This window comes from Arcticibacterium sp. SM2516 (assembly GCF_057914865.1).
This window is the reverse complement of sequence record NZ_CP195290.1, coordinates 5513367-5539995: the sequence shown is the minus strand read 5'-3', so window position 1 is coordinate 5539995 and position 26629 is coordinate 5513367. Positions and strand designations below refer to the sequence as shown.

At 36.9% G+C, this 26629-nt stretch carries 25 protein-coding genes; 10 read left to right on the top strand and 15 right to left on the bottom strand.

The window, feature by feature from the left end:
- Nucleotides 1–43 precede the first annotated feature (43 nt).
- Both ACSBFT_RS22565 and ACSBFT_RS22560 read right to left on the bottom strand, forming a co-directional pair.
- A complete protein-coding gene (locus ACSBFT_RS22565; protein WP_463048040.1) occupies nucleotides 44–244 on the bottom strand; it encodes a PspC domain-containing protein in 201 nt (66 codons plus the stop codon).
- A gap of 17 nt (nucleotides 245–261) precedes the next feature.
- The gene (locus ACSBFT_RS22560; protein WP_463048039.1) at nucleotides 262–588 is read right to left on the bottom strand and encodes a HesB/IscA family protein; all 327 of its coding nucleotides are present in this window, start codon (nucleotides 586–588) and stop codon (nucleotides 262–264) included.
- A 65-nt stretch (nucleotides 589–653) separates the two neighbouring features.
- Here ACSBFT_RS22560 and ACSBFT_RS22555 point away from each other — a divergent pair, with 65 nt between their 5' ends.
- The 3 genes from ACSBFT_RS22555 to ACSBFT_RS22545 all read left to right on the top strand — a co-directional run bounded on the left by ACSBFT_RS22555 (nucleotide 654) and on the right by ACSBFT_RS22545 (nucleotide 3904).
- The gene (locus ACSBFT_RS22555) at nucleotides 654–1277 is read left to right on the top strand and encodes a YiiX/YebB-like N1pC/P60 family cysteine hydrolase (RefSeq protein WP_463048038.1); all 624 of its coding nucleotides are present in this window, start codon (nucleotides 654–656) and stop codon (nucleotides 1275–1277) included.
- A 251-nt stretch (nucleotides 1278–1528) separates the two neighbouring features.
- Nucleotides 1529–1894 carry a BlaI/MecI/CopY family transcriptional regulator gene (locus ACSBFT_RS22550; protein ID WP_463048037.1) on the top strand — a complete coding sequence of 122 codons (366 nt, stop codon included), beginning with the start codon at nucleotides 1529–1531 and terminating at the stop codon, nucleotides 1892–1894.
- Nucleotides 1895–1963: 69 nt separating this feature from the next.
- On the top strand, nucleotides 1964–3904 hold the full coding sequence (locus tag ACSBFT_RS22545; RefSeq protein ID WP_489602535.1) for a M56 family metallopeptidase: 1941 nt from the start codon (nucleotides 1964–1966) through the stop codon (nucleotides 3902–3904).
- 57 nt (nucleotides 3905–3961) lie between these two features.
- Here the strand turns inward: ACSBFT_RS22545 and tamL are convergent, their stop codons facing one another.
- From tamL to ACSBFT_RS22530, 3 genes are read right to left on the bottom strand one after another with little or no spacing between them, the layout of a single operon-like run.
- The gene (gene tamL / locus ACSBFT_RS22540; RefSeq protein ID WP_489602534.1) at nucleotides 3962–6271 is read right to left on the bottom strand and encodes a translocation and assembly module lipoprotein TamL; all 2310 of its coding nucleotides are present in this window, start codon (nucleotides 6269–6271) and stop codon (nucleotides 3962–3964) included.
- The gene (locus tag ACSBFT_RS22535; RefSeq protein ID WP_489602533.1) at nucleotides 6272–11173 is read right to left on the bottom strand and encodes a translocation/assembly module TamB domain-containing protein; all 4902 of its coding nucleotides are present in this window, start codon (nucleotides 11171–11173) and stop codon (nucleotides 6272–6274) included. It abuts the gene before it with no gap.
- A gap of 5 nt (nucleotides 11174–11178) precedes the next feature.
- Entirely contained in the window at nucleotides 11179–11892 is a 714-nt protein-coding gene (locus ACSBFT_RS22530; RefSeq protein ID WP_489602532.1) for a hypothetical protein, read from the bottom strand.
- Between the two features lie 152 nt (nucleotides 11893–12044).
- Between ACSBFT_RS22530 and ACSBFT_RS22525 the strand changes: the two genes are divergently transcribed.
- Entirely contained in the window at nucleotides 12045–12614 is a 570-nt protein-coding gene (locus tag ACSBFT_RS22525) for a uracil-DNA glycosylase family protein (protein ID WP_489602531.1), read from the top strand.
- Here ACSBFT_RS22525 and ACSBFT_RS22520 read toward each other — a convergent pair.
- The 4 genes from ACSBFT_RS22520 to ACSBFT_RS22505 form a co-directional block, all read right to left on the bottom strand.
- Nucleotides 12611–13450: a VOC family protein gene (locus tag ACSBFT_RS22520; RefSeq protein WP_489602530.1), complete on the bottom strand. Its 840-nt coding sequence runs from the start codon at nucleotides 13448–13450 to the stop codon at nucleotides 12611–12613. The genes ACSBFT_RS22525 and ACSBFT_RS22520 overlap by 4 nt on opposite strands.
- A gap of 5 nt (nucleotides 13451–13455) precedes the next feature.
- Nucleotides 13456–13875 (bottom strand): SRPBCC domain-containing protein, encoded by a 420-nt coding sequence (locus ACSBFT_RS22515; protein WP_489602529.1) that lies wholly within the window; start codon nucleotides 13873–13875, stop codon nucleotides 13456–13458.
- A 140-nt stretch (nucleotides 13876–14015) separates the two neighbouring features.
- Complete coding sequence (locus tag ACSBFT_RS22510) at nucleotides 14016–14936, bottom strand: mechanosensitive ion channel family protein (protein WP_489602528.1); 921 nt, start codon at nucleotides 14934–14936, stop codon at nucleotides 14016–14018.
- A 147-nt stretch (nucleotides 14937–15083) separates the two neighbouring features.
- On the bottom strand, nucleotides 15084–15914 hold the full coding sequence (locus tag ACSBFT_RS22505) for a ceramidase domain-containing protein (protein WP_489602527.1): 831 nt from the start codon (nucleotides 15912–15914) through the stop codon (nucleotides 15084–15086).
- A 127-nt stretch (nucleotides 15915–16041) separates the two neighbouring features.
- Between ACSBFT_RS22505 and ACSBFT_RS22500 the strand changes: the two genes are divergently transcribed.
- Complete coding sequence (locus ACSBFT_RS22500) at nucleotides 16042–17661, top strand: sulfatase family protein (RefSeq protein WP_489602526.1); 1620 nt, start codon at nucleotides 16042–16044, stop codon at nucleotides 17659–17661.
- Nucleotides 17662–17751: 90 nt separating this feature from the next.
- Here ACSBFT_RS22500 and ACSBFT_RS22495 read toward each other — a convergent pair whose 3' ends face one another.
- The 3 genes from ACSBFT_RS22495 to ACSBFT_RS22485 all read right to left on the bottom strand — a co-directional run bounded on the left by ACSBFT_RS22495 (nucleotide 17752) and on the right by ACSBFT_RS22485 (nucleotide 19184).
- Nucleotides 17752–18120 carry a helix-turn-helix domain-containing protein gene (locus ACSBFT_RS22495; protein WP_489602525.1) on the bottom strand — a complete coding sequence of 123 codons (369 nt, stop codon included), beginning with the start codon at nucleotides 18118–18120 and terminating at the stop codon, nucleotides 17752–17754.
- Between the two features lie 11 nt (nucleotides 18121–18131).
- On the bottom strand, nucleotides 18132–18428 hold the full coding sequence (locus ACSBFT_RS22490) for a type II toxin-antitoxin system HigB family toxin (RefSeq protein ID WP_489602524.1): 297 nt from the start codon (nucleotides 18426–18428) through the stop codon (nucleotides 18132–18134).
- A 309-nt stretch (nucleotides 18429–18737) separates the two neighbouring features.
- Nucleotides 18738–19184 (bottom strand): hypothetical protein, encoded by a 447-nt coding sequence (locus ACSBFT_RS22485; RefSeq protein ID WP_489602523.1) that lies wholly within the window; start codon nucleotides 19182–19184, stop codon nucleotides 18738–18740.
- A 158-nt stretch (nucleotides 19185–19342) separates the two neighbouring features.
- On the opposite strand from ACSBFT_RS22485, the gene ACSBFT_RS22480 reads away from it, so the two are divergent.
- The 5 genes from ACSBFT_RS22480 to rfbC are packed head-to-tail and all read left to right on the top strand — an operon-like array spanning nucleotide 19343 to nucleotide 23649.
- Nucleotides 19343–20326: a glycosyltransferase family 2 protein gene (locus tag ACSBFT_RS22480; RefSeq protein ID WP_489602522.1), complete on the top strand. Its 984-nt coding sequence runs from the start codon at nucleotides 19343–19345 to the stop codon at nucleotides 20324–20326.
- Nucleotides 20323–21096 carry a glucose-1-phosphate cytidylyltransferase gene (gene rfbF, locus ACSBFT_RS22475; protein WP_489602521.1) on the top strand — a complete coding sequence of 258 codons (774 nt, stop codon included), beginning with the start codon at nucleotides 20323–20325 and terminating at the stop codon, nucleotides 21094–21096. Before ACSBFT_RS22480 ends, rfbF begins: the two co-directional genes overlap by 4 nt.
- Nucleotides 21087–22034, top strand: coding sequence for an NAD-dependent epimerase/dehydratase family protein (locus ACSBFT_RS22470; protein WP_489602520.1), 948 nt, complete (start codon nucleotides 21087–21089; stop codon nucleotides 22032–22034). The genes rfbF and ACSBFT_RS22470 overlap by 10 nt, the downstream gene beginning before the upstream one ends.
- On the top strand, nucleotides 22034–23116 hold the full coding sequence (rfbG, locus tag ACSBFT_RS22465; protein ID WP_489602519.1) for a CDP-glucose 4,6-dehydratase: 1083 nt from the start codon (nucleotides 22034–22036) through the stop codon (nucleotides 23114–23116). The genes ACSBFT_RS22470 and rfbG overlap by 1 nt, the downstream gene beginning before the upstream one ends.
- Nucleotides 23113–23649 (top strand): dTDP-4-dehydrorhamnose 3,5-epimerase, encoded by a 537-nt coding sequence (gene rfbC / locus ACSBFT_RS22460; protein ID WP_489602518.1) that lies wholly within the window; start codon nucleotides 23113–23115, stop codon nucleotides 23647–23649. The genes rfbG and rfbC overlap by 4 nt, the downstream gene beginning before the upstream one ends.
- Here the strand turns inward: rfbC and ACSBFT_RS22455 are convergent.
- From ACSBFT_RS22455 to ACSBFT_RS22445, 3 genes are read right to left on the bottom strand one after another with little or no spacing between them, the layout of a single operon-like run.
- Nucleotides 23633–24166 carry an NADPH-dependent FMN reductase gene (locus ACSBFT_RS22455; protein ID WP_489602517.1) on the bottom strand — a complete coding sequence of 178 codons (534 nt, stop codon included), beginning with the start codon at nucleotides 24164–24166 and terminating at the stop codon, nucleotides 23633–23635. The genes rfbC and ACSBFT_RS22455 overlap by 17 nt on opposite strands.
- Before the next feature lie 8 nt (nucleotides 24167–24174).
- Nucleotides 24175–24396 (bottom strand): hypothetical protein, encoded by a 222-nt coding sequence (locus tag ACSBFT_RS22450; RefSeq protein ID WP_463048017.1) that lies wholly within the window; start codon nucleotides 24394–24396, stop codon nucleotides 24175–24177.
- A 1-nt stretch (nucleotide 24397) separates the two neighbouring features.
- Nucleotides 24398–26617: a SulP family inorganic anion transporter gene (locus tag ACSBFT_RS22445; RefSeq protein ID WP_489602516.1), complete on the bottom strand. Its 2220-nt coding sequence runs from the start codon at nucleotides 26615–26617 to the stop codon at nucleotides 24398–24400.
- Nucleotides 26618–26629: the final 12 nt, after the last annotated feature.

Below are 26629 nucleotides of genomic sequence, written 5' to 3'. Positions count from 1 at the left end.
GGACGATGTCTGACAGGTTTTTACTTTTCGCAATGAAATCCTATTAATTCCCTTCTTTGGGAACAACAAATGCCATAATAATATAAATAAGAATAGGCGAGCCTACCCCCAAAAAGGTTAGCACCACCCACAAGATTCTTATCAATGAAACATCGAGATTGAAAAACTTAGCCATACCCCCGCTAATTCCAAGTAACATGGCCTCGCTTCCTACTGTTCGTCTAAGTTTTTTAGATGTACTCATAATTATATCATTTCTTTTTAAACGGAGAAACTCTCTCCGCAGCCACAAGTTCTTGAAGCATTCGGGTTTTTAAATTGAAATCCTTTACCGTTTAGGCCGTCAGAAAAGTCTAACTGCGTACCAATAAGGTACAAAAGACTCTTTTTATCCACAAAAACCTTGACGCCGTTATCTTCAAAAACGTGATCGTTATCTTTCTGAGTAGCGTCAAATTCCAGGTCATACATCAAACCTGAGCATCCACCGCCTTCTACGGCTACTCTTATCCCCTCGCTTTCGCTTTTACCTTCCTTAAGTTTGAGCTCCGTGATTTTATTCCTTGCCTGCTCTGTTACTGTTATCATAAAATAACTAATTTGCTGTTAAATCTAATGTACAAAAATAACCCTTCATTACCTTTAAAAGTTTCATGGCAATTCCTTTATATAATAAGCGAAAGTTAGAAAAGCTATTCGCCAGAAAAGACCGCGAAACTAATTTACAAAATTACAACAAGATTAGGACTGAATTTAAATCAGGCGATCTTCTATTTTTTTCTGGCGACCATTGGCTTTCAAGCTTGATAAGAGGTCGGTCACGATCTGCATGGAGTCATGTGGGTATTGTGATAAAGCTAGAAGAAATGAACAGGTTGTTTTTGGTGGAAAGTATCCTTGGAAATGGCGTTAGAATGGTACCCCTCTCTAATGTTTTTAATGATTATGGTGGCAATCAAGAGCCTTATGACGGGAGAGTAGCTTGGGCCAGACACACTAACCTGAGCCAAGACGAGATAAAAACAAGAATTATAAAGGAATTTTGTTTAGATAACCTCACCAAACAATACGACAACTGGGAGTACTTTAGAATACTCTGGAGAACATTACTCGGCAGTAAGGAAATCTTTCATGATGATAAGTTTACCTGTGCAGAGTTTATCCTAGAGGCATTTAAGTTTGCCGGCATTCGCCTTCCAAAAGAAAGAGGCTACTTCATTAGCCCTGGTGCATTTTGGAGATTAGACGAGGTGAAAATGATGGGTTCGTTGATTTAAGTATCTTATCAAAAAAGAAAATCAAAGTAACCCTCGCCTATCTTCAATCCTTAATTTTAATGCGTTAAGTATATTTAACAATTCGCAAAACACAGCACCAATATACTTATATTCAATAAGTTAATCATAATACCTTTCACTTAACCTCAAGCGTAAAATCCTCAACTACGAAAAATTTCGTAGACAAAACTTGGAACTACGAAATAGTTCGTACTATATTTGTTACGAAATTAATCGTAGATGAAAAAGCAATGCAAAAACCAACAGATTCGGAATTAGAAATTTTGCAAATATTATGGCAAAAAGGACCTTCTTCTGTAAGAGAAATTAATGATGAATTAAATATCAACAAAGAAGTGGGTTACACTACTACTTTGAAAATCATGCAGCTTATGCTGGGCAAAGGATTACTGAGCAGAACAGAGCAAGGTAGATTTCATATCTACAAATCCGTAGTTTCTCAGAAAAGCATGCAAGAGCATTTAGTAAACAAATTTGTGGATGCGGCATTTGGTGGCCAAGCCATGAATATGGTGATGCAGACTTTAGGAAATCATAAAGCATCAAAGGAAGAATTGGCACAAATAAAAAAGCTCATAGAAGGTCTTGAATCCTGAAAAAGTTTTCAATAAACTGGAAATAGCATTGAGCAAGAAACTAACACAAATTATGAAAAGCTATACATTATGAACAACCTACAATCATTCTTTAACACGCCACTGGCCGGCACATTTGGGCAGACCATGTTCCATTCCCTTTGGCAAGGAGTACTTATCGTTGGCCTTTATTTAATTGCCAATAGACTTATTAAATCTGCTTATAATAAAGTATGGGCTGGTTTATCGGCGTTTTGCTTGCAGTTCTTCGCATCCATCATTACTTTTTTAATCCTCCGACCTTCTTCTGCTGATGAAACTGTCTATGCAGAATCAACCAACCCTTCTGTCTTAATTCCATTTACGGAACTGGTAAACACTGCTAACTCTCAGTCTTATCTTGAACTTATTCGACAAAATGCACATTGGCTTTTTGTAGGCTGGGTCATTGGCTTCAGCTTTCTATTCTTAAGACAGATAGGAGGGCTGGTTTATGTTCAATTCCTAAAGAGTTCTGGCACTTTTGAACTTCCAGAAAAAGCAAAAATAGCTTTGAGTAATGTTCTAGAAAAAATAGAAGGAAAAATACCCGACTTTAAAGCATTGTTGTCTCTCAAAGTAAATACAGCCATGGTACTTGGCTCATTCAAGCCAGTAATCCTTATCCCTTCTGCTCTGATAAGCGGATTAAGTACTGCTCAACTGGAGTTGATTATAGCTCACGAAATAGCCCATATTAAAAGAAATGACTTTTTAATTAATCTCATTCAAACCTTATTAGAGAATCTATTCTTTTATCACCCAGTTTATTGGATCGTAAGTAGTCAAATAAGAGAAAATCGTGAACATGCCTGTGACGATTATGCCGCAGAAATAACGGGCAACCGGGTATTGTTAGCCAAAACTTTGGCTCAAATACAGCTTTCTGCTCACCAACCTACCTTAGCCATGGCCTTTGGCAAAAAAAGGATGCCCATGTTAAACAGAATTCAAAGACTTTTAGGGGTTAATCCCGAGGGTCAGAAAGTAAAAGTTACGGCCCTGCTTTTGATGCTTACCGCGATGTGTACTTTTGGTTTGGTTCAAGCTCAGAACTCGTCAAATGATGAAGACGAGATAGCATTAATGCAAATTCCAGAAAACGATATTGTTCTAAACCAAGAAGATATCGATGAAACAGAATTTGTTTCAATTGCTACCCCTGAAACAAGGCAAGATTCTGGAGACATTGATATTGAACAAAATATCAACTATGATTTAGGTGACCAAGAACTTAATATTAAAACCAACAAATACAAGATCCATATTAATCCTGACAAAATTATAATTAATGGTAAAGAACAAACTTTGACTGCCCAAGAAAAGATGGCCTTAAAATCTCACTTTCTAGGCATGCAGAAAGCCAGTCATCATATTGAGGCCGTTTCTAAGGAAATGAATGTTGAGGTTCAGAAAATGACTTCGCTTCAACAAAAAGCGATGGGCGATATAGATTTCAATCCTCAGAACGACCCAAGTTTCCAAAAATCTTTAGAAAGTATTCAAAAAGAGTCGGAGATGATTGCAAAGTATGCCAACACCTTTCAAAACGATCTTTCTAAATTAGACATCAGATCTAAAACCTATGAAACGGATGTGAACAAACTTGAAAGGGAATTTGAAAACAAAGTAAAGGTTCATGAACAGAAGATAGAAAAAATGGAAGTCAACATGGAGGGCTTTGAATCTAAGATGAAGGCATTTGAAGTAAAAATGGAAAGGGAATTTGAAATCCCTGTAAGAGAAATAGAGGTTATTTTGGAGAAAAAGGAAATCATTATAGATAAACACGCCGATGAAATGGAAAAGCATCATGAAGCCATAATAGACATGCTTCCAAAGGAAGTTAGAGACCATTTAGGCGTGAATCTACATCAACGCCCCGAAAGACCTGAAAAGCCCGCAAAACCAGCTAAGCCACCAAAACCAGCCAAACCTGTCAAACCAATAAAACCTGTCATTGAAGCCCCTTCTCCACCAATTGTAGACTAAAGAAAAACTCCCCATACTTTTTTATGAGCATGGGGAGTTTCATTCTAAAGTTTTTTCTTAAAATGGATGAGCAATGGCCAGATTGAAAATCAGATTTCCAGTCCTCCAATCCTTGTTTCCCAATCTTATATCGTTAAGCACCCAAGGATCATCCAACCATGGTTTTCTAACAGGGATGGCTATGTCTCCTCTTAATACCAGATAAGTAAAATCTAACCTAAGACCCACGCCGATATCGGCCGCTAAATCTTTTATGAAATCGCTGGTAAACTTAGCCTTCTCTCCATAAAAAGTGTCATCTCTGTAGGTCCAAATATTTCCTGTATCTACGAAAGCAGCTAATTCTATATAACTAGAGGCTTTATATCTCAATTCCGTATTTAATTCCAGTTTTATATCTCCTTGGGAGTTGGCACCAAATAATTCTGCAGTGAAATCTTCGGGAGAAACCCTTCCTGGCCCTAGGCTTCTTCCTCTAAAACCTCTAAGCCCATTAGTTCCTCCTGAGAAGTACTGCTTGGTTTGAGGGAGCATAATAGAGTTTTTATAAGGAATACCAAAACCTGTAAAGAGTCTATTAGCCCATGTCGTTTTACCAATGGTTTTAAAGTATTTACCTTCAAAATCAAATTTGGCAAATTGCTCATAAGGTACGCCTAAAAGCTGTTGATATCCTCCATCACCCTCTTCTGGCTTTTTAGCAATTAAGGAAGCCACATTACCCGAAACATCAAATCCAAAACTAAAAGAAACCCTATTTCTGGAATTTTGAAGTAATGTAGGTGTATAACCGAGCTGATATTGCAAACCCAGCAAGAGTTTGTTTTCCAAAATCTGAAAATACCTTTCTAAATCACTGAGGTTTTGACTGATAAAGATTTGATTGATAAAATTATCTGAAAAATTACTGGCTTTAATTAAGCTAAAGTAAACGGGTGTAAGTGTATGCTCATATTCTGCATTTTTCCTCCAGAAATAAGAAAAGGCAGCATTAGAACTGGCCAATGTATAAAAGTCCTTCCTTCTGAGAATCTCGTAAGAGATATTAATATTGGTCTTAGGCACACCTGATGAGACCTTGGTTCTTTGCTTCACAAAAGGTATCAAGAAACGTGGAAATGTAAGGTCACCAGATAGACTTAATCTACGGTAATTATTACCGTATTCTATTTGACCAAACTGAAGGTCAATACCTCCATTCAGCTCAAACTTTAGAATTTCTGCTCCGTGAAAAACATTTCTATTTTGCCATGAAACATTAGCTTCAGAACCATAGAGACCATTACTTTTGGTTAAACCACTGAGCTGTCCTTTAATGGATTTCTTTTTTATGGGTGTCAAAAGATAATTAACATCTAAATACATGGAATCAGCAGCCCTATAGGGTTCATACCTGTTTCTTATGTACTGAAAATTCTTAAGATTCGATAGTCTGTTCAAACTGGCCTCCTGTTTTGACCGACTATAAAGCTCCCCTGGTCTGAAAATAATGGATTCGGTAAACACTTTAGGCTTATAAGACTTATCATCCTCAGCGATGGCAAGTCCGCTTCTTTCTAAGTTATTAAATGAGGTTTTGGTTTCATTTCCTCCTTGTTTAGAAGAGCTCAGCACATTAATTTCTCTGATGTAATATTTATCTAATGCAGCATTGCTGTATTCCGGGGAGAGTTTGGTTTTAATGTTTAATTTATTTGAGTTTAAGTTAGTATCAACCTCCAACACAAACTGACTAGGGCTCATGTAGAAATATCCCTTTTCCTGATAGAAATTACTAATTCGTTCTCTTTCAGCTATCAGTTCATTCAAATTATAAGGATTTCCAACTTTCAATACCGTACCTGCTCTAAGCCCAAGCGTATCTCTACCAAAAATCTGAAAATCTGCGGTATCTAAACCAACTTCTTGGATAAAGTACTGTGGTGCCAAATCCACTTGATACTTTATTTTGGTTTTATATTTTTTCGTGACCGATTCGCTGGTAGCCGTACTTTTAAAGTAACCGTTATTTTCTGCTACATTAACCAGATTTGCACGGTTTATTTTGGGATAGCCCTCCTCATAAAACACTGGCTTCTGACCTACTTTGTTTTGCAAGAAATTTCTAATTCCCTTGGGCTTTTTAGGCTCACCAATATTATAGTATAGCCAAACTTTATAAGGAAAACCCAAGACCATACTATTGGTTCTAGGAGCAAGAGCCTCTTCCATATCCGCCACTAGATTGGCCTGATTTTTCTTGGACGTTTCTCCCGCTACTTTTACCGATCCGCCGCCATAAATTGTTCTTCCTTCCGGTAGCTTTTTTGACAAACTGCATCCGCTCAGAAAAACTATCAGGGCAATATATAATCCTAAATTCCTCATTTACTCTTTTACCCCCTTTTTGAACAAATCCTTAACTTTTTCATACTCCGCTTGTAAAACAAAACTCACTCCAGTTTCTAAGACAAAACCTTCCAGAACGGTCTGAAACTGACTAGTTCTATACACTTTTACGGCATAACGCCCGTCCGCGGTTATGTTGTATCCAATTTCAATATTATCTAAAAGTTCCGCTGAATTCTGATCAATGCCTGAACTATTCTCAAGTTCAAAGTTTTTCCCTACCGATATCTTCACCCTATCGTTTAAGAAACTTTTTTTGAGTCCCACGCTAAGATCCGTTCGGTAAGAATTACTCCCACCTACACCGGTTTGTTCTGAGTTTAATCCGAAATTTAAACCTACAGAACCCAAAACGTCTCCTGCTAATACATTCAGCTGTTCTGTCAATAATTTACTCACGCTTTGACGGGCCGACTGATTCCCTAGTACGGAACCTATATCAAAATTACCATCAGAATAAAATTGATTGGTGGCCAACAGAAAGAAAACCTGCTGATTCATTTTATTGGCATCTTTCTTTAAGGAAGTAAAAACTTCAGTATTCTCTAGCACTGTTTTGGCCGTACTTTCTGCTTTATCAGACACTTTTATATCAAAAGTAATAAGTGGATTTTGAATAGTTCCATCTATTTTCAGAATCACGTCAATGGGTACCTTGCCCAAATCTTTTAAATTAAGGTCTCCCCTAGTATCTAATGAACTTACATCTGCTTTCACTTGATATACCGCTTGTAATTGAAGCGATGCTCTCATAGGATCGCCTGACCAAATGATGACACTACCCGGCTCTATCAGAAAGTTCCTTTTCAAGACCTCCACCATCGTAGTATTATAAGACCCTGAAGCAATTTCGTAAATACCAATGCAGAAAATCTCCCCTGTAGGGTAAATACCTACCGTTAAATTGGCAGATCCTTTTACCGTAAGTTTATCTCCAGTAAGCTCGTCAATAAGGATATTTAACTCTGCTTTTGGGTCTGTTTCTATGTCTAGAATAACTTCCGAATCTAATCCAGTTCCTTTTTCGAGCTTCGTGGTAGGTATGACTAAATTGCCACTCGCTAACTCTTCCTCTGTTTTGGGTGGCGATACAAAAGTCACCACACCATTTGACTCTGCTGTTTCTACCTCAGTCGGCATAATTACTGTAATATTACTTTGCTCATTCACCCTAATTTTTCCACTCAAATTTGGACTAGCTCCAATTCCTGAAACAATCAAATTGGCATTTATATTAGCCTTACCATAAAAAAGATCATTATCAGCTCTATCGGTATTGATCAGTAGGAAATTCTTAGTGTCTACCTTAAGGTCGTAAGATATTTTATCTGTATTTGACCAATCCAATTTTCCATTCACAGCCATCTTCTGATTCAAAGAATCTTTCACCACAAAATTCTCAAAATTGATTTCGTTTCCTTTGAAATAAATTTGTTGGTCTTCAATTTTCAAAGGAATTCCAAGATAATAGGGCGTAAAATTATAATTCACAAAAGACAACTTACCGTCAGCAAAAGGCTTGTCTGCATTACCTGTAATTTTCACTTTGCCTGTTACAAACCCCTTTGATTTTGTGAGCTCTCCTCCACTTAAACTTTGAATAAATTTGGCATCTACTTTGGTGATATTAGCCGTAAAATCTATAGGAACCTCATCTGTTAGGCCTATATTCCCTTTAAAATCTAATTTGCTTTCGGTGCCATCCAAACCTCCACTAAAAGTGGCATTTCTAGCATTAACTTCTTCTATATCTAGTTTTAAATCACCCCCCTTAATCCCTCCAACCTCAAAACCATTCACTGCTAATGCTCCAGTAACATTATAATCTTCCATATAATCTACCACCACTAAGTCTCCATTCAATTGCCCCTTTACTTCCTCAGATTTATATCCGGCAAAGTTGGCAAATGGATTAATGGCAATATCAACCACTTTTGCATTCAGTTGATTTTTAGTCGCATTTAAAGTTAGCCGCTCCTTATCTTTCGAGATGGTTAAACCATTGATCAGTATGCCTTCATCTCCATAATAGATGGCTGTTTTACTGATTTCATAGACCTGCTTATCCACCAAAAGTTCGTTAAGGTTAATTTTAAACAGTTCACCCTCCTTTTCTAATCGCAAACTTATCGCATGCTTTTTATTCTCCGAAAGACTATCCTTTGAGGCAAAATCAGCAATAAGAACACTATTGGACAATTCTATTTTCAGTTCATTTTTAGGCAAAATAAAGCTTCCAGAACGTAAACTTTTCAGTTTCGCTTCGCCTTCTAGTTTTTTCCCGTTACCGGTCATATCAAATTTAAAATCCTTCAGAAGAATCTCTCCATAAGTTAAATTGGAAAAGCTCATCTCGGCCTGAAGTTTCTCTTCATTCAATTTGGCACTTAGGTTTATACTTTTATCAAATGCCAATTCAGGCACAAATACTTGCCAAATAGGGTGATCTAAAACCTGTGCCGTCAACATAAAATCCTTTTTCCCTGTCAAGCTTTGTAAGCCTATAGAATCCTGCATAAAGTAACTATTGACCTCCGACATCAAAATATCAGGCAGTTCATAATAGTCAAACTGCCCCTCTAAATTCACTTTCAAAAACGGGGACTCTACTTTAGCTATATGCTTATCTTTTTCGTTCAGAAATGTTCCTGCCACATCTCCTACCGATAAGTTGCCAATGGCCAATTGCTTCACTTTGAAAGTTCCTACCAGCTCTTGAGGCAAAAGTGAAGACATATTTAAATCAAATACCCCTTCTATATCTTCCTCAAAATCTGAAAAACCAAGAGCCGCCAAATTCAGTTTAGTAATAGAAACATTACCCTCTACCGGGTATTTACCAGATCGTAAGTCTACCGTCATTTCAGTGTTCAACCTAGCATTAGGGTCTTCGGAAGAGCCTTTAAGCACTAATACGCTGTCTGCCATACTACCGTCAATTTCTACGTCTCGGTAAGTATACCCACCATAAACTAACTTATGGATTTCTCCTTTCGCTTCTATATCTTGAAATGTGGCATCGGATTTTAGAAAAATATCGGTAGAAAGTAGTCCTAAGTCAAGCTGTTCTTTAAAGAACTTATCTACAGCCAAGTCTTCCGTATGTAGATTTCCTTCATAAGAAATGAGGTTTTCATCACTCAAGTTCTTTACAATACCTTTTAGCTTCAAATCTCCAAGCGTACTCGTTAAATCGGTATCAATATTTAAAACCTTAGCATCTCCACGCACTTTCCCACGCAGCGAAAGTCGCTCTGGAATATTATAATCGGCCAACATGGTGGCGTCAGGAACCAGTAAATCCACCAAGCTAGCATGGATACTTATTTCTTTAATATTGAGGTCTGCCTTTAAAAAGTCAAGATTATCTAATCTAGCCAGATTCCCGGTAAGATTAATTTTAGTATCCTGCAAGCCTTCCATTTGGAGTGAGTTAATTTGTAGATTACTCATTCCTCCTTTTATATCTGCTTTAAACTTTATTTTCCGATTCTTTTCCTTTGCCAAAAACTTACTGGAATCCAAATTGGGCATTATCAATAGAATATCCTTAACAGCTAAAAAGCTGTTATCCAACTTTAAATCAAAATTGACTTTATTTAAATCGTTGCTCAGATCATCTATACTATTATAGCTAAGCTTTAAATCAGATTTTATCTCAGAATTTGGCGTTCGCAGGTCAAGATTTTCTACGCTAATTCCTTTATCTGAATAAACAATATTAGCCTTAAATTTCTCTAAGGCTAAGGAAGATTTATCTCTAAAATTAACATCTCTAAGATTGAGTTTGATTCCAGATTTATCATAGCTTAAATCCGAAATATCTACTTTGGTTTGTCTAAAATCTATGTGGTTATAATCAAAACCCTTGCTTAAACGAGGTGTAGTATTATCATCATAAACAATATGTGTATTAGCTACCAACAAATCTGCCAAGGTGATTTTCCAAGCTTGAGAAGCTTCTTCCGATGCAACCTCCGGTTCTATTGCAGCTTTAGATCTTAAAGCTACTTGGACCTTACTATCTTGTAAGCTTACACTTTTTATTTGAACCAAATTTTGGGTCAAATCTAATTTGTCGAACTCCAGATCGAAGTTTTTGAATATTACAGTATTATCTAAGCCGAGGTCATCGCCTATTAACTTCCAACCTACATTATTAATTCGTAAGCCATTCAAATCAATATCTAAAGGAGCAGATGCTTCTTCTATAGTACTGAGTGGCTCACCCTTAAATGTTTTTAAAACGGCATAACCGTCATTCAAATCAATATTATTGATGTGATAGATATCTGCATTAGGATCTATTTCATTGAAGCTCACTCTTACTTCATCCAACTTTCCCTTAAAGTTCACTCCTCCAAAATCGTCCTTATATGCTAAGGATAGACGATTGGCTTTTATCTGATTTAAGGAAAAAAATGGACCAGTACTCGGCTCTTCTTTATTGTAGTCCACCGCTTTTACCACTGTGGTGGTATCAGAAGAAAAAGCATCCATTAAGAATTGATAGTTGAAATCCTCATTAGGAGCATTTCGATAAACATTTACAGTAGCATCTTCTATTAAAACCTGATCTATATCTATAATGCCCCTTACCAAAGCCCACATGGAAATATCCACTCTAAATCTTTTGGTTCTTAGAAATGTGTTTTGCTGTGTGTCTTCCACATAAACATCCGCCACACTGATATAATCAGGAATTTCGTATCGGATGGCTCCAATACTAAAAGGAGTGTCTATTTTAGATTTTAGAAACTTATTAACCTCTGTGGTTACTAACTTTTGTCCGCCCTCTGTGCCAACGTACCAAAACAGCAAAAGCATCAGTGAAACACTGATGCCTATGAGCCATGCCAATACTTTTAAAGCTTTGGTCATAAAATTTATTTTACCTCGAATTCTTCGTCTGGAATATTATTAATTTTCAATTCTGTCTTAATATTCTTTGCCTTGCCAGCTTCAGTCATAATACTTTCTGAAGGAAACATGATGCCACCTACTTTATCATATTTGCTGTGTTGATAAATAAGCTTATCTCCGTTTGAGTAGGTCAAATCTTCCTGAACCAGTAAGTTTGTTTTGGTAGAAAAATAATAATTTCTCGTAAAACCACTTTTTGATAACTCTACCTGCACCGTGCTTTCGTTATTGATCGATTTGGGACCTATCACTCTAGCTCTATAACCTTTGGCCTTATAATTCATAAATGGCAAGAACTCATCAGACAATTCTAGTTCCAACTTAGACTTTTCGAAATCACTTAATTTTTGGGTTTGGAAAGAGTTTCCTCTATTAAGTCCGCCAGTAGGTATGTGCATATTCGCTGCCGTTCCGTTCAATTCATAAAGGAAGTTTCTAGAAAGTACTGTTCTAGTTCTTAATACCTTTTTGTCTTTTACAGAAACTGCCACATTAGATTCAAAGGGCACCTTGGAGTCGTCTCCCGTCTGATGAACCTCATATGATTCTATTTTACTATACAGTTCTTCGCCACCCGTGGCGTTTATGTATTTAGAGAAAAGAGAATCTACGTTTTGGGCAAAAGACCCGAGCGATATTAAAGTTAGCGTAAGTATAAAGAATGCCTGTTTTTTCATTGTTAAAAGGATTTATAAGTTCAAATTAAATATTTAAAGTTTTATCACATAACAGATTGAAACAAATCGTTCCTAATCTACCAATACTTTAAAAACGTTCTTTTGCTATAAAAAGATGCAAAGGAAGTGTTAATTACCTTATATATTTAAATATGCAAAAACTCCTCCAAGAAATATCAATTTGCCGAGTTTGCGAAAATCATTTATCTACTGGCTGTAGACCTGTTATTCAGGCTGGTAAAAGCTGCAAAATAGCCATTATAGGGCAGGCTCCAGGCAGAAAAGTACATGAAAGTGGAATTTCGTGGGACGACAAAAGCGGGGATAATTTAAGGAATTGGTTGGGTGTTTCTAAAGAAACATTCTACGACAAAGACATTTTCGCCCTTATACCTATGGGGTTTTGCTACCCCGGAACAGGCAAAAGTGGGGACTTACCACCTAGACCCGAATGTGCTCCTTTATGGCACGATAAACTCTGGGACTTTATGCCGGATATTAAGTTAACCTTACTTTTCGGGCAGTACGCCCAAAAGCACTATTTGGGAAACAGAACCAAGAAGACATTGACTGAAACTGTTAAAAACTTTGAGGCCTATTTGCCAGCATACCTGCCTCTTCCACATCCGTCACCGAGAAATAACATTTGGATGAAAAAGAATGAGTGGTTTGCAGCGGATTTATTACCCGCATTACGAGCTGAGGTAAGGGCGGTCTATTAAGCTTTTTCCAAAGCAGCGATGTCAAACTTTTTCATTTTCATAAAAGCCGCTTGAACTCTTGACGCTTTTTCTGGGTCAGTCATGAGTTCTGACAAAATAGACGGTACCACTTGCCAGCTCACGCCAAACTTATCTTTCAACCACCCACAGTTACCTTCTTGACCACCAGCTGTAAGGTGATTCCAATAATGGTCAATTTCATCTTGGGTATCGCATGTTAAAACAATCGAAATACCTTCTGAAAAAGTAAATTCCTGCTCCAAACCACTGTCCATTACAATAAATTTCTGCCCTGCTAAGCTAAACTGTGCATGATTAATTTTACCTGCATGCACTTTGTCAGATTCGTCGTATCTACTAATCAAGTGTGTTTCAGACTTAGGAAAAATTTCACTATAAAAACCTATTGCTTCTTCCGATCTGCCAAACTGTTCTTTTGTAAACATGAGTGCAGGCGTTATTTTTTGACCGAAATCAGCAACTTTACCAAGGGTGATTTGCCAAGAAAGCCCATATTTATCCTGAATCCAACCATATTTTTCACTCCATGGATAATTATTCAAAGGCATTAAGACTTTTCCTCCTTCTGATAATTTTTCCCAAATGTCCTCCGTTTCGGCTTCTGTTTCACAAATCGTAAATAAGGAGATACTGTGATTCATTTTGAAAAATGGCCCACCATTTAATGCTAAAAAGCGTTGGTTTGCTAATTTGAATACCACCATAACACCTGCATCCGCTATAATCTCGGAATTTGGAAAAAGGGAGCAGTAAAATTTTGCGGCTTCTTTTCCATTTTTGTCAAACCAAAAACATGGACTTATTTCGTGATTCATAATATTTAAACTAGGGTTTCGGTATATTTCTTAAAATTGTTCAGAATAGCCTGCCATCCCATTTTTTGCATTTCAGCAGAATGATCAAATTCTGGCTCACAAAACTGAAGGACTTTAACGCCTTGATCAGTTGACATAAACTCAACCTTCACTTTCCTTTCATCTTCTAAACCATAAGCCAATAACAGTTTCTCAGTAATGGATGTGTAAATACCTCCCAAATCAAAGCTAAAGCTCCCGTCTTTGGCAGCCATGATGTAGCTAAACTTACCACCGACTTTAAGATCATTTGATGCAGCAGGAGTATGCCAATCATCCGAAGGATTATTCCAATTCATGATATGGCTTGGTGTCATCCAGCTTTCCCAGACCCTGTCTATGGGAGTATGAACTACAGTTTCAATCAATATGCTGTCTTTATTCATTTCATACAGAATTATTTATCCTTTATAAAGGTAACCGTTTTCCTTCATTTCAAAAAAGCAATTCTTTTCCCAGCACGCTAAAGACATATTTAGCTTGAATATAAATCATCAGCTCGCCAATGCCGGCAAGCCATTAGTTTCTAAAGGCTTTCTTTTAATTCAATCCTAGTTCTTGGTAAACTTTCGGGATAGTTCTTTTGAATAAACGATATCATTTTTTCGCGAATAAAAACCCTCAAATCCCACGTTGTAGGTGAGTTTTTGGCACTTACCAAAATTCTAATTTCAACCGAAAACTCTTTGGCCTCGGTCACCTGAAGTACGTTTACATGACCATCCCATAATTCTGTACTTTTCAAAAGCTTCGTCAATTCCGTTCTGAGGGCGTCAAAGGGTACATTATAATCTGTATAAAGAAATATGGTGCCTGTGATGTCGGCAGAGTTTCTTGTCCAGTTTTGAAAAGGCTTATCTAAAAAGTAAGTAGATGGCAAAACCAACCTTCTCTTATCCCAAATTCTAACCACAACATAGGTGAGATTTATTTCTTCAATCCAGCCCCATTCCCCTTCTACAAAAACGGCATCTTCTATTCTAAATGGCTGTGTAATGGCCAATTGAATTCCCGCCAGAAGTGTTCCCATAATTTTTTGAGCAGACAAACCCAAAATAATACCTGCTACACCTGCAGAAGCAAACAGGCCTATACCTAACTCTCTAATTTTATCGAAAGAGAGAAATATGAGGCCAACCCCAAATAAAATAACAATAAAATTGGCTAGCTTTTCTAGTAGATTAAGCCGTGTAAACACTTTACGAGACTGCAGGTTATTCTCTTGCTCTATATCATATTGGCGAAGCAATAAAGCTTTTAGCCGAGCTACAAGCTCAATTATAAACCAAGTACCACCCACAATTATCAATATATAACTGTAGTCCTTTATAAAAGAGATGAATAGACTTTCATAACTTAAGAAAACATTCAATAGGGGGTTTAAAAATATCGCTATCAAAGTGAATGCCACACTGACATAAAAGCTATTTCTCGTTTTTGTCATCATCTTAAATTTATGGAATTGTACTAAAAACAGAAAACGGTTCTTGAGAATTTGAAGTTTCTAGTCAAAGAGCAATTCCCTAAATCCCCTCTAAAAACACAATCTCATCTTTATTAACTTATCAATACCGACGATTAGAATGACTATCCCTTAAAGCGATTTTTGAAACCTATAAAATGAATAAGTACAAAAACTGCTCACGGCTGTAAGCAAATGCCAGAAAGAATGCCCCTGCCAAATAGATAGCGGATCGCAGTCGATTTTCTGAACATCAGCAGTCCTAATTTGTATAGCCCAAACCAGCAAACCGACACTTAATATCATCAAAAATATCCTTTTCCTCGTATAACTTTTTACAATAGAGATAATTGTCAAAATCAAAGAACTGAACATTAATAAAGGAAGTAATTTACCGCTTGGCAATAAGAAATACAGTTGATAAAATGCCAGGACCACAATCAAAAGAATTACAATCCAATTTCTTTGATGTTTCGCTAATAAAGGTTTTCTAACAAACACATCGTAAGCCCCTACTGCAATTAAAATCACAGTAATACCATAAGTACCATTCATATCTACATATTGAGAGAGTTTGGTAAGTGATGCATGGAAAAAAGCTGAACCAAAACACAAATACATAAAAATGGCTCCTGTAAGCATACTTAAAGTTGGAAATGATATCAACTTATTTTTAAAACTTCCAATTACGTTTTTCTTATCAAATTCACCGATTTGCCAAATAATGAGCCCGAAAAAGAAATAGGAAAGATTGGAATAGGTATTCATGGATTGATGAAAGAAAGCAACTTTATTGTTCCATTCGCAATATTCGTATTCAACAGCCGAATTGCTTATAACCATACCATTCCAAACATCACCCGTTAAAAGGTATTGACCATCTTCCAAAGAAATAATAACATGGCAGTACCCAACAAGGCACGCCCAAGTATTCTTAAAACATCCATGCGTTTCATATAACATTGACTTTTATAAGCCAATAATGAAAACAAGATATGATTTATTTGTCTACTAAATACCACTACATAACACAAGGAATTTGTAAAACATGAGGCTTTTTCTGAAATTGGCCTCAATATCCAATTCCCTTATGCAAAAAAAACTCGCCTTAGTGCTCATTACTATTTTGGGACTAGCTTCATGCCAACCCGAAAAAGCTAAAAGACCCAACATCCTTTTTATCATGTCGGATGATCACGCCTATCAGGCTATCTCTGCTTATGATAACACCCTGATAGAAACACCAAACATTGACAGAATAGCCCATGAAGGCATGTTGTTTACCAATGCCTGTGTTACTAACTCTATCTGTGCTCCTTCTAGAGCCGTAATCCTTACAGGAAAACATAGCCATTTAAACGGGAAAATTGATAACAATTTCCCTTTTGATACCACTCAAATGACCTTCCCACAGTTGCTCCAGCAAAATGGTTATCAAACAGCCATGTTCGGGAAACTACACTTTGGAAACAACCCAAAAGGTTTTGATGAATTTCAAATTCTACCAGGCCAAGGCAGGTATTATAACCCAGAGTTTATTACTAAGAAAGAAGGTAAAAAGACCATCACGGGTTATGTAACAGACATCATTACGGACTTAACTATAAACTGGCTGAGCAAAGAAAGAGACCAAGAAAAACCTTTCTTTATGGCTTATCTTCATAAAGCCCCGCATAGAGAATGGCTACCAGCAGAAAGACATTACAAAGCGTTTACAAAGAAAACTTTTAAAGAACCTGCTACACTTTTCGACAATTATGAAGGCAGAGGCTCTGCTGCAAAAGAGGCAGAAATGAATCTATTGACGCACATGAACTGGGCTGGCGATTCCAAAATTTATCCTGATGTGATGGACGAATTAGGCATTCCAGAAACTGCTGGTTGGGACAAAGCTGCTTTCGAAAGAGAAGTGGGTGCCATGAATGCAGAGCAAAGAGCTGCTTGGGATAAAGTTTATGGACCTATGAACGAGGAGTTCAAAAAACAATACCCAAACATGACACAAACCGATAAAATGAAGTGGCGTTATCAGCGATACATGCAAGATTATCTGGGAAGTATCGCTTCTGTGGATGAGGGTGTAGGAAAAGTGTTGGACTATCTGGAAGAAAGCGGATTGGCAGAAAATACGATTGTGATTTATACTTCTGACCAAGGATTTTACTTAGGAGAGCATGGATGGTTCGATAAACGTTTTATATACAACGAGTCATTTAAAACGCCACTTTTAGTAAAATGGCCTAACGTTATTAAGCCAGGAACTACCAATACGCAGATGGTGCAGAACTTAGATTTTGCTCAAACCATTTTGGCTGCCGCTCAAATAGAGGCTCCATCTGACATGCAAGGCGAAAGCCTTGTTCCTCTTTTCGAAGGAGACACTAAAAACTTTAGGGAGGCTGTTTATTACCATTATTACGAATATCCAGCGATACATATGGTAAAACGCCATTATGGTATCGTGACAGAAGATTATAAATTGATTCACTTCTATGACGACGTGGACGAATGGGAACTTTACGACCGCAAGAAAGACCCACAAGAAATGAAAAGCGTCTATAATGACCCAGCATATGCCAAAACGCTAACCAAGCTAAAATCTGACCTTGCAGACCTAAGAGTGAAATACAAAGACTCCGAAGACCTAGACAAAAAATACATGCAAATGTATAAGGACAAAAACTTTAGGCCAACTGCAGTTGGGAAGTAAGGCTATTCCTTTTTACTATAGATGACTTACAAAGGAAGGGTTTTGCCCTTCCTTTATTTTGTATTATTCTTTCAGACTTAAGAAGAAACTTTACTTTAAAAGCTGATAGTTATTTACCAGAACGGAAGCCGAAATATTTAGAATCCTTTCAAACTCTCTAATCATATCAACAGTAAGTCTTTTCTTTTTATTCAGCACTTCTGAGACCCTTCCTTTTCCTCCAATTATACCCACTAAATCTTTTTGTTTAAGATTCAATTCTTCCATTCTTATTTTAATAGCTTCTATTGGGTCAGGAGCTTCTATTGGGTAATATTGATTCTCATAATTATCAATCAACATAGATAATATATCTGCTTCATCACCTTCCAATGTGTTGGGTATAGCGTCAAAAATTACCTCTAACCTCTCCAAGGCCTTTTCATAATCTTCGTCGTTTTTTATCGGTCTAATATTCATAATGTCATTTATTAAATAGTGTCCGCGTTTACTTTATCATATTCCGCATGAGTTCCAATAAATCGTATAAAAGCCCATTGCCGCTCAAAGTTGAATTTCACAATTAAACGATATGAGTTTCCCTTAATATTAAACACCACTCGGCTATCTTTTAATACACTTGCACTTACATAGGTTTGTTTAATGTCATTAGGCGAAGTCCAATTGGATTTTTTCGCCGTTTCAAACCATGTCTTTAAATATGGCTCCGAATCCGTATGCTTCTCCCAAAACTCTTTAAGTACTCTTTTAGCAATGATTCTTTTCATACCCTATATCTCAACACAAAGATAATAGAAGTTCTCAAAAAGAGAACTTCTATTATAAAAACTATTCAGACTTTTATTCTTTATTCAACAAGACTGTTCCTCACCATCAACTCTTACCCCTTCCTTATAAAAAGTAATTTCTAGAAGTTTTTGCCTACAATCTTCCAAAACGAAAATAGTAATATATGCCCCTAAACGATATTTTAATTCCTGACTAGTGTAAGCTTTTAATTTCAGTTCATCCAGCTCTTTGGCTCTCTTACTCGCATTGTTTGATTTTTTTTGACTTCAATAATTAAAACATTCCGCTCATTGGTTCCACGTTGATGAATGACAATATCTGGATATATATTTATATGGAATTAATATTTCTCCATATTCTTGTACTACACCTTTACCTGAGGCCACATGCCTTTTTACTTTTAAAAGTTCGTTTCTATGTATTTGAATTTCCTTTTTCCCTTTAAAGCAACCATCAACATTATCTATATTTAAATCATATTCACAATCCACGTGATAATCTGGAAATAAGACCTGTAAATATTCCGCAAGTTTATGTGTTATACTTCTTTCATGAGCAGCGTTTTTTAGTAGATAACCCTCCTTCTCATAAAGCATCTCTAAAGCAATATCTAATCTTCTTTTTATTTCATAGTCCATTAATATCATTACACTAGCTTTTTTGTTTAAGGAACTACACTCAATACATCTAATCGGTAGAGCTAAAACATAAGAAACAGACTGGATTCTGTTCACTCATTCAAACACTCTAAACCATTATAGTTTCGTATTTACATTTGATTATCAAAAGCCTCTTTCTTCGAACTACAACTCAAAACTATTTTTAATCCCGTATCTTCATGGCACAATTCTGGCTTTCTAATAAGCACGTGCATACTAATAAATAATTTTCGATGTTTTACTCTTTCATCATTCCGGTATATAACCGCCCGGATCATATTGAAAAACTCCTTAACTGCTTAGTCAGTCAAACCTATAAAAATTTCGAGGTTTTGGTGATTGAAAGTGGGTCTACCATTAAATCAGACGAGGTTGTGGCAACTTTCGCCGATAAACTCAACATCCGATACATTTTCAAAGGAAACGATGGCCAAGGATATTCTAGAAATCGTGGTATGCAAGAAGCCCTAGGTGAGTATTTCGTCATTTTGGATTCGGACATTGTAATGCCAAATAGCTACTTAGAGACCGTAAACGAGAGCTTGAAAGTAAACTATTTAGACACCTATGGTGGACCAGACGAACTTCACCCTGAGTCTACGGATTTTCAAAAGGCCGTTAATTTCTGTATGACATCACTTTTGACAACAGGCGGAACTAGAGGAAAAAAATCAAGCATTGGAAAATACTTCCCAAGAAGCTTCAATATGGGCGTTTCTAGAGAAGTTTATGAAACCACGAAAGGTTTCAGCATTCCATTCATGGGAGAAGATATAGAATGGAGTCAAAGGATTATTGCCGCAGGTTTTAAAACAGGGTTAATAGAAAACGCCTACGTCAATCACGAAAGAAAAGGCACATTGAAAGGTTATTTTAATCAGCTTCACTTTTTTGGCAGAGCCAGAATTAATATCAGCCAACTTATTCCTCATTCATTTAAATTGGCTCATCTTTTACCTGTGGTCTATTGTGCATATTTCTTTTTGTTGGTGTTCCTGTTTTTGACCAATATGCCTTACACTTTGCTCTTAGTGCTACCTTTTTTAGTTTATAACTTTTTTATTTTAATTTCTGCTACAGCAGAGCATAAGCGTTTAAAAATAGGTTTTACCGCAGTTTTATTAGCAAATACACTAATGTTGGCGTATTGTACTGGCATGTTGAAGGAATTTTACAAACTTTACGTTTTGAAGAAAAAACAGACTTACAAACTATGAAAGTACTCATATTAGCAGGTGGATTTGGCACAAGACTAAGCGAAGAGACGGTTGTAAAACCAAAGCCAATGGTAGAAATTGGTGGGCTACCTATTCTTTATCACATTATGAAAACTTACTCGGAGCACGGCTATAAAGAGTTTGTAATTCTGTTGGGTTATAAAGGGCACATCATAAAAGAGTATTTCACCAACTTTTTCATGCACCAAAGCAGCCTTACCATTGACCTAAAAACCAATGAAACCACGGTGCATAATAGTCAAACGGAAGATTGGAAAGTAACGCTGCTAGATACTGGCTATGATACCATGACAGGTGGCAGAATAAAACGAGCCAAGGATTTCATTGGCGATGAGCCTTTTTTATGCACATACGGAGACGGTGTGGGTGACATTGACATTAAAGCCCTAGTAAAAGCTCATCAAAAAGGTGGCAAATTATTGACCATTACCACAGTACAGCCAGTAGGAAGATATGGCATTGTGAATATTGAAGAGAATAACGACATCTCGGGTTTCATAGAAAAGCCTAAAGACGATAAAGTTTGGGTAAATGCAGGTTTCTTTGTTTGTGAGCCCGCTGTATTAGAATATATTGACAACGACCAACAAATGTTTGAGCTTGAGCCAATGGAACGCTTGGCTAGTATTGGTCAAATGAAAGCCTTCAAACACAAGGGATTTTGGCATGCTATGGACACCCTTCGTGATAATAAAAAACTGAATGAACTTTGGGCTGAAGGCAACGCACCTTGGAAAACATGGAAATAAATCAGAAGAAAATACTTATTACTGGCGGCCTCGGAAACTTAGGTTCTTGGCTTACGGAATATTTCTGCAATCAAGGATATAAGGTTACAGTATTGACTAAAAGACTCCGAAAGCTGGAGTTTGATGCCCCTTTCAAAACGCTGATTTGTGATATTTGTTCTCTTTCAGACTGTTTAGAAAAAATCACCGACAAATATCATACGGTTATTCATTGTGCGAGCATGAATGAGCACCATGATGACGCTTATCCTAAAGATGCCTTACTAGTAAACTCCTTGGGCACAAGAAATATCTTGGAAGCTTTGAAAAGTAATAAACCCGAGCATTTCATATACTTTTCTACCTTTCATGTTTATGGTAAGAATGCCGGTGAAATCACAGAAAGGACAAAAACCGTTCCTATGAACGATTATGGTATCACGCATCTTTTTGCGGAATTTTACGTCAAACAATATCACGCAAAATTTGGTATTCCGTATAGCATCATTCGCCTTTCTAACAGCTATGGCTGTCCAAAAGATTATGCTTCTTCCAAGTGGTATTTGATTTTGAATGACCTTAGCAAAATGGCTTTTGAGAAGAAGAAAATTGTTTTGAAAGGAAATGGATTAGCATCCAGAGATTTCATTTGGATGGGTGATGTATGCAAAATAATGGAACAATTAAGTCAAAACACACCTTCTAATGATACATTTAATTTAAGCAGTGAAAAGAGTTACTCTCTTTTAGATATAGCCGAGGCTGTTCAAGCCGCATATCAGAATCAATTTGGCGAACGTTTAGAAATTGAATTAAATACCAATGACCCCTATAAACCTGGCGAGCCTATGTATATCGACTCCTCAAAAATAAAAGGACTGGTAAATTATAAAGCAGAAGCTCATTTTGTGGAGGAAGCTGAAAAAATATATAAATTCTTAGAGCAAGAAAAAAAATAATGGCTAAAAAACTATTTGACAGATTTAAAGGGAAGAAGGTATTTATAACCGGAAATACGGGCTTTAAAGGTTCTTGGTTATCTATCTGGCTTCATGAATTAGGAGCTGAAGTTTTCGGCTATGCTTTAGAAGCCAAAACCGACATGGACAATTTTGTCAAATGCGAGTTAGAAAGTAAAATCAGTCAGACCTACGGTAATGTGGCAGATTTGACTAAAATTCAAGCAGATCTTAACCGTATTCAGCCAGATTATATCTTTCATTTGGCCGCTCAGGCTTTAGTAATCGACTCTTATAAAGACCCCATAGAAACCTACATGACCAACGTCATGGGAACTGTCAATTTGCTGCAAGCCGCTAGAAGCTGCAAAAACTTAAAATCAATAGTGCTCATCACCAGCGATAAATGTTATGAAAACAAAGAGGTGGTTTGGGGCTACAGAGAAAACGATGAATTAGGCGGCAAAGACCCATATTCCTCCTCAAAAGCTTGTGCAGAATTGGCCGCAAAATCATTTAGAGAATCTTTTTATAAAGATTCTCCTGTGGGCGTAGTAACCGTAAGGGCAGGTAATGTGATAGGAGGCGGAGATTGGTCTGAAAACAGGTTGATACCCGATATTTTTAAAAGTATTAGAATCAACCAAACGCTAGAAATAAGAAGCCCAAAAGCGACAAGGCCTTGGGAGCATGTTTTAGAACCGCTTTCTGGTTATATGCAGTTGGCTCTGCTTGCAGAAAACTCCAAGAAGTATGATGGTGGCTGGAATTTTGGTCCGAGTACTTATGTACATTTTAATGTTTTGGACGTAGCCAAAGAAATAGGAAAGACTACCGAATTGAATTTTGAAATAACAGCGACTGACGCTCAATTTCATGAAGCCAATTTCCTAAAACTAGACATTACTAAGGCCGCTAACTATCTTAACTGGCATCCACAGCTCGATTTTGAGGAAACTATCAGATTTACGGTAGAGGGTTATTTGGCTCAAGACGAATCTAATCTTTACGAGCACAGAGTATCTCAAATTAACGCATATACAAAAACCGCTAGCAAGCATAAAACAGGCTGGGCTTTATGATTTTCAAAGAAACAAAACTAAAAGGGGCGTTCATTTTAGAACCTCAAAAAAGAGAAGACAGTAGAGGTTTTTTTGCCCGAACTTTCTGTGTCAATGAATTTAAAGAGCATGGTTTAGAAACTGTTTTTGTGCAAGGTAATATGTCAAAAACCTTGGCGAAAAACACGCTAAGGGGTATGCACTATCAAACAGACGGTGCAGAAGAAGCTAAACTGGTGAGATGTACTGGAGGTGCTTTATTAGATATAATTATTGATTTAAGAGAAGGTTCTCCCACATTTGGACAGTATATTTCAGTAGAGCTTTCGGAAGATAATGCTTTTCAGGTTTATATCCCGAAAGGTTTTGCCCATGGTTTCTGTACACTCCAAGATAATACCGAAATTGCTTATTTAGTGTCGGAGTTTTATAGTCCCGGAAAAGAAGCTGGCATAAGATGGAATGACCCCTTCTTTGATATAAAATGGCCTTTTGAAAACCCAGATATGTCGGAGAAAGATGCTGAATACTCTGACTTTAAAGTGCTGCCTTAAACTTTTCTAGCTCAGCAAAAAGACTATCCTTTAATTCCGCATTTACGATTCCTTCGCCTTCTTTAAAATTCTCTTTAAAAGATGGTAAAGAAAACTTTGTCACCAAGTTCTTATTAGCGAAGCTATAGGCGTTAAAAGCTATATCCAAAACCCTTGTTCCTCCTCTGGCTCCCGGAGAAGTTGCCAATAAACACAGTGGTTTGTCATAGAAAAAGCTCTTTTCTATCCTAGACGCCCAGTCGTAAATGTTTTTATAAGCTGCAGAATAAGCAGCATTATGTTCGGCAAATGATATCAGAATGCCATCTGCACCTTTTAAATGCTCCTTAAACTTATAGGCTAGCGGATGAATACCATCTTCTTTTTCTCTATCCACACTAAAGATAGGCATCTCGAAATCATTCAAGTCCAAAATCTCCACCTCCACATTTTCGATGGCATTAGCGGCATATATAGCCAAAGTTCTATTGATTGACGACTTACTACTACTCGCCCCAAAAGCCAAAACTCTTTTCATTCCCTAACTTAATTTTCAGATGGTTCTCCAGCCTTAACCCCATCATAAACAGACTTAATAGAAGACATTTCCTTGATTAAAAATTTTTGTAAAGCTTCATTAAATACAGCCTTTTCTTCTTCTGGCAAGCTGGCATAATAGGCTTTAAGTTCCTCGTTTATTACTGCCTTTTCCGCGTCATTGGCTGCATTCATGGCTCGTACGTGATATTTCTTAAAATCGAATGACATATTATTTTTTTAGTTCTATCTCTAAAGATTTATTAATAATGGCTTCTAATCTAATACCAAAATCTACCAAGGCTTTCACCTCACCCACTCCACTGTGTCTTTCTTTGTCCATAATTAAAAGACCACCCTTTCCATTTGACTCAATGTGGTAATAACTATTACTCTCGAAGAAAAGAATAAGTTCATCGGTAAAAAATCTTCTGATACCTAAAAGTTTCTCTCCTCTTAAAGTAAATCTTCTGGCAAAGTCCCTGAAGGTCTTAAACTTAATCTCCTTGTAGCCTCCCAAATAATGCATCCTTTCATAAAAATCGCCTTTATCTAGCGTAAAAGCCGGAATACTATTTCTAGTATTGATGAATAACATGGTGGCATGAAGTTGTTCTTCTAAAATAAAAGCCCCCTCAGAGTACTCTACATCAAAGAGCTTGAAGACTTTGTCGGCATCATGAGCTTTATTATAAAGGTGATCCACTTGTCTGGTTCTGAAATAATTAAAATCTCTCAGAAAGTACATATGATAGTCGTTTTCTGAACTGAAATACCAACCTATACTTTCCGTAAATGCCGCAATCTCTTTTTGACGCTTGGTTTGTATATCTGGAGCATTAACAAATGGCACGAATTTCAAAGCTCTTCTTAAAGCGAAAGGATGGCTCGACTCTGCATTATGCAAATCCAATCCAATCACCTCAAATTCTCCACCGTTTTTGTCAAAGACTTGCTCATAATCCCACAGGTTTTCCATTACCGTGTGGTCAACAAAATTACACTCCAGTAAATCCACAACCACTCTTTCGCTTGTCTTTATAGCATCCAAAACATTCTTTAAACGATAAAAATTAAGAAACGTACTGAAGTGTTTTACCGTAATATGCTGTTTACCGTCCTCCTCTAAATATTTGCTGACATTGTTATTCTTGATATTGAAAAAGAATAGTTTTACACTTCGGGTTAAAAAAACGTGCACCAACAGTGTTGTAAAAATACCAATAGCTATCCCGACGGTGAGGCTAGTCATTAATGTAACTATCACGGTTACAGAAAAAATCAAAACCTGTTCTTTTCCTATTTCTGACATTCTTTTAAGCACTGTAGGCGAAGCCAACTTAAATCCTGTAAACACCAAAATGGCCGCTAAAGCTGGAAATGGTATATTCTCTAATTGATCCTTAAAAAGCCAAATAAACAATACTAAGAAAATTGCCTGAAAGAAATTTGAGCTTCTATTGGTAGCGTTATTGTTCACATTAACAGAACTCCTCGCAATTACTGTCACGACGTTTAAACCGCCAAGAAAACCAGAAACTACGGTAGCAATTCCTAATGCTTTTAAGTCCTTATTGACATTGGAACGCCTTCTTTGAGGATCCAATTTATCTACCGCCTTTATAGAAAGCAAAGACTCAATACTGGCTATTAAAGTGATGGTAAAAACAGCAAGTAAGAAATCCGGGCTTAATACCTTCCCAAAATCTGGTTTTGGAAAGCGGGAAAAAACATTATCTGGAATACTTACCAAATACTCATCAGAAATGGGATTATCCATTCCCAATTTATTGGCATAAAAATAAGCAATACCTACGGATAGAAATACAATCCACATAGGTGCAGGAATAAGCTGAAAATATTTATTTCTTATTTTGGGATAGAACACCATTATTAATAAAGAGCCTATACCTGCAATAGCCGCAGGATGCCTCTCGGGCATTTTAAAACTTTCTATAATGGCACTTGGAATGGAAATAAGTAAGGCCAAAGGAGAGCCAGACGCTTCTAAATTTCCAATCATAATATGGAACTGCTTAGCTAAAATTATTACGCCAATAGCCGCCAACATACCTTGAATAGCAGATGATGGGAAAAAGTTGGACAGTTTACCTAAGTTAACAAAAGCCAAAAGAGTAATGAGTCCTCCTGAAATGATAACAGCCGCTAATGTATAAAGGTAACCCTGATACATATCACCTTCACCCAGCACCGTAATAGCACCCAACACCGCCACTACAAGACCATTTCCTGGCCCAGTTATAGTAACATGAGAGCCCCCAAGAATTGAAACAATAACTCCTCCGACTACTGCTGCCACAACTCCAGAAATGGGTGGTGCTCCGGAGGCTAAAGCCAGCCCTAAGCCTAATGGAAGGGCTATTAGTGAAACTACTAGGCCTGAGAAAATATTATTGGCAAAGCCTTCACCAAAAACGCCTTTAAAAGTCATAAATATTATTTA

Bases quoted from the DNA above. Each gene is read 5' to 3' on its own strand.
- ACSBFT_RS22520 (WP_489602530.1), bottom strand. From the start codon at position 13,450: ATGAATCACGAAATAAGTCCATGTTTTTGGTTTGACAAAAATGGAAAA.
- ACSBFT_RS22455 (WP_489602517.1), bottom strand. From the start codon at position 24,166: ATGAAAAGAGTTTTGGCTTTTGGGGCGAGTAGTAGTAAGTCGTCAATC.
- ACSBFT_RS22490 (WP_489602524.1), bottom strand. From the start codon at position 18,428: ATGAAAAGAATCATTGCTAAAAGAGTACTTAAAGAGTTTTGGGAGAAG.
- ACSBFT_RS22480 (WP_489602522.1), top strand. From the start codon at position 19,343: ATGTTTTACTCTTTCATCATTCCGGTATATAACCGCCCGGATCATATT.
- ACSBFT_RS22495 (WP_489602525.1), bottom strand. From the start codon at position 18,120: ATGAATATTAGACCGATAAAAAACGACGAAGATTATGAAAAGGCCTTG.
- rfbG (WP_489602519.1), top strand. From the start codon at position 22,034: ATGGCTAAAAAACTATTTGACAGATTTAAAGGGAAGAAGGTATTTATA.
- ACSBFT_RS22470 (WP_489602520.1), top strand. From the start codon at position 21,087: ATGGAAATAAATCAGAAGAAAATACTTATTACTGGCGGCCTCGGAAAC.
- ACSBFT_RS22515 (WP_489602529.1), bottom strand. From the start codon at position 13,875: ATGAATAAAGACAGCATATTGATTGAAACTGTAGTTCATACTCCCATA.
- ACSBFT_RS22560 (WP_463048039.1), bottom strand. From the start codon at position 588: ATGATAACAGTAACAGAGCAGGCAAGGAATAAAATCACGGAGCTCAAA.
- tamL (WP_489602534.1), bottom strand. From the start codon at position 6,271: ATGAGGAATTTAGGATTATATATTGCCCTGATAGTTTTTCTGAGCGGA.
- ACSBFT_RS22525 (WP_489602531.1), top strand. From the start codon at position 12,045: ATGCAAAAACTCCTCCAAGAAATATCAATTTGCCGAGTTTGCGAAAAT.
- ACSBFT_RS22510 (WP_489602528.1), bottom strand. From the start codon at position 14,936: ATGATGACAAAAACGAGAAATAGCTTTTATGTCAGTGTGGCATTCACT.
- ACSBFT_RS22505 (WP_489602527.1), bottom strand. From the start codon at position 15,914: ATGTTATATGAAACGCATGGATGTTTTAAGAATACTTGGGCGTGCCTT.
- ACSBFT_RS22550 (WP_463048037.1), top strand. From the start codon at position 1,529: ATGCAAAAACCAACAGATTCGGAATTAGAAATTTTGCAAATATTATGG.
- ACSBFT_RS22500 (WP_489602526.1), top strand. From the start codon at position 16,042: ATGCAAAAAAAACTCGCCTTAGTGCTCATTACTATTTTGGGACTAGCT.
- ACSBFT_RS22445 (WP_489602516.1), bottom strand. From the start codon at position 26,617: ATGACTTTTAAAGGCGTTTTTGGTGAAGGCTTTGCCAATAATATTTTC.
- ACSBFT_RS22545 (WP_489602535.1), top strand. From the start codon at position 1,964: ATGAACAACCTACAATCATTCTTTAACACGCCACTGGCCGGCACATTT.
- rfbC (WP_489602518.1), top strand. From the start codon at position 23,113: ATGATTTTCAAAGAAACAAAACTAAAAGGGGCGTTCATTTTAGAACCT.
- ACSBFT_RS22555 (WP_463048038.1), top strand. From the start codon at position 654: ATGGCAATTCCTTTATATAATAAGCGAAAGTTAGAAAAGCTATTCGCC.
- ACSBFT_RS22450 (WP_463048017.1), bottom strand. From the start codon at position 24,396: ATGTCATTCGATTTTAAGAAATATCACGTACGAGCCATGAATGCAGCC.
- ACSBFT_RS22565 (WP_463048040.1), bottom strand. From the start codon at position 244: ATGAGTACATCTAAAAAACTTAGACGAACAGTAGGAAGCGAGGCCATG.
- ACSBFT_RS22535 (WP_489602533.1), bottom strand. From the start codon at position 11,173: ATGACCAAAGCTTTAAAAGTATTGGCATGGCTCATAGGCATCAGTGTT.
- rfbF (WP_489602521.1), top strand. From the start codon at position 20,323: ATGAAAGTACTCATATTAGCAGGTGGATTTGGCACAAGACTAAGCGAA.
- ACSBFT_RS22530 (WP_489602532.1), bottom strand. From the start codon at position 11,892: ATGAAAAAACAGGCATTCTTTATACTTACGCTAACTTTAATATCGCTC.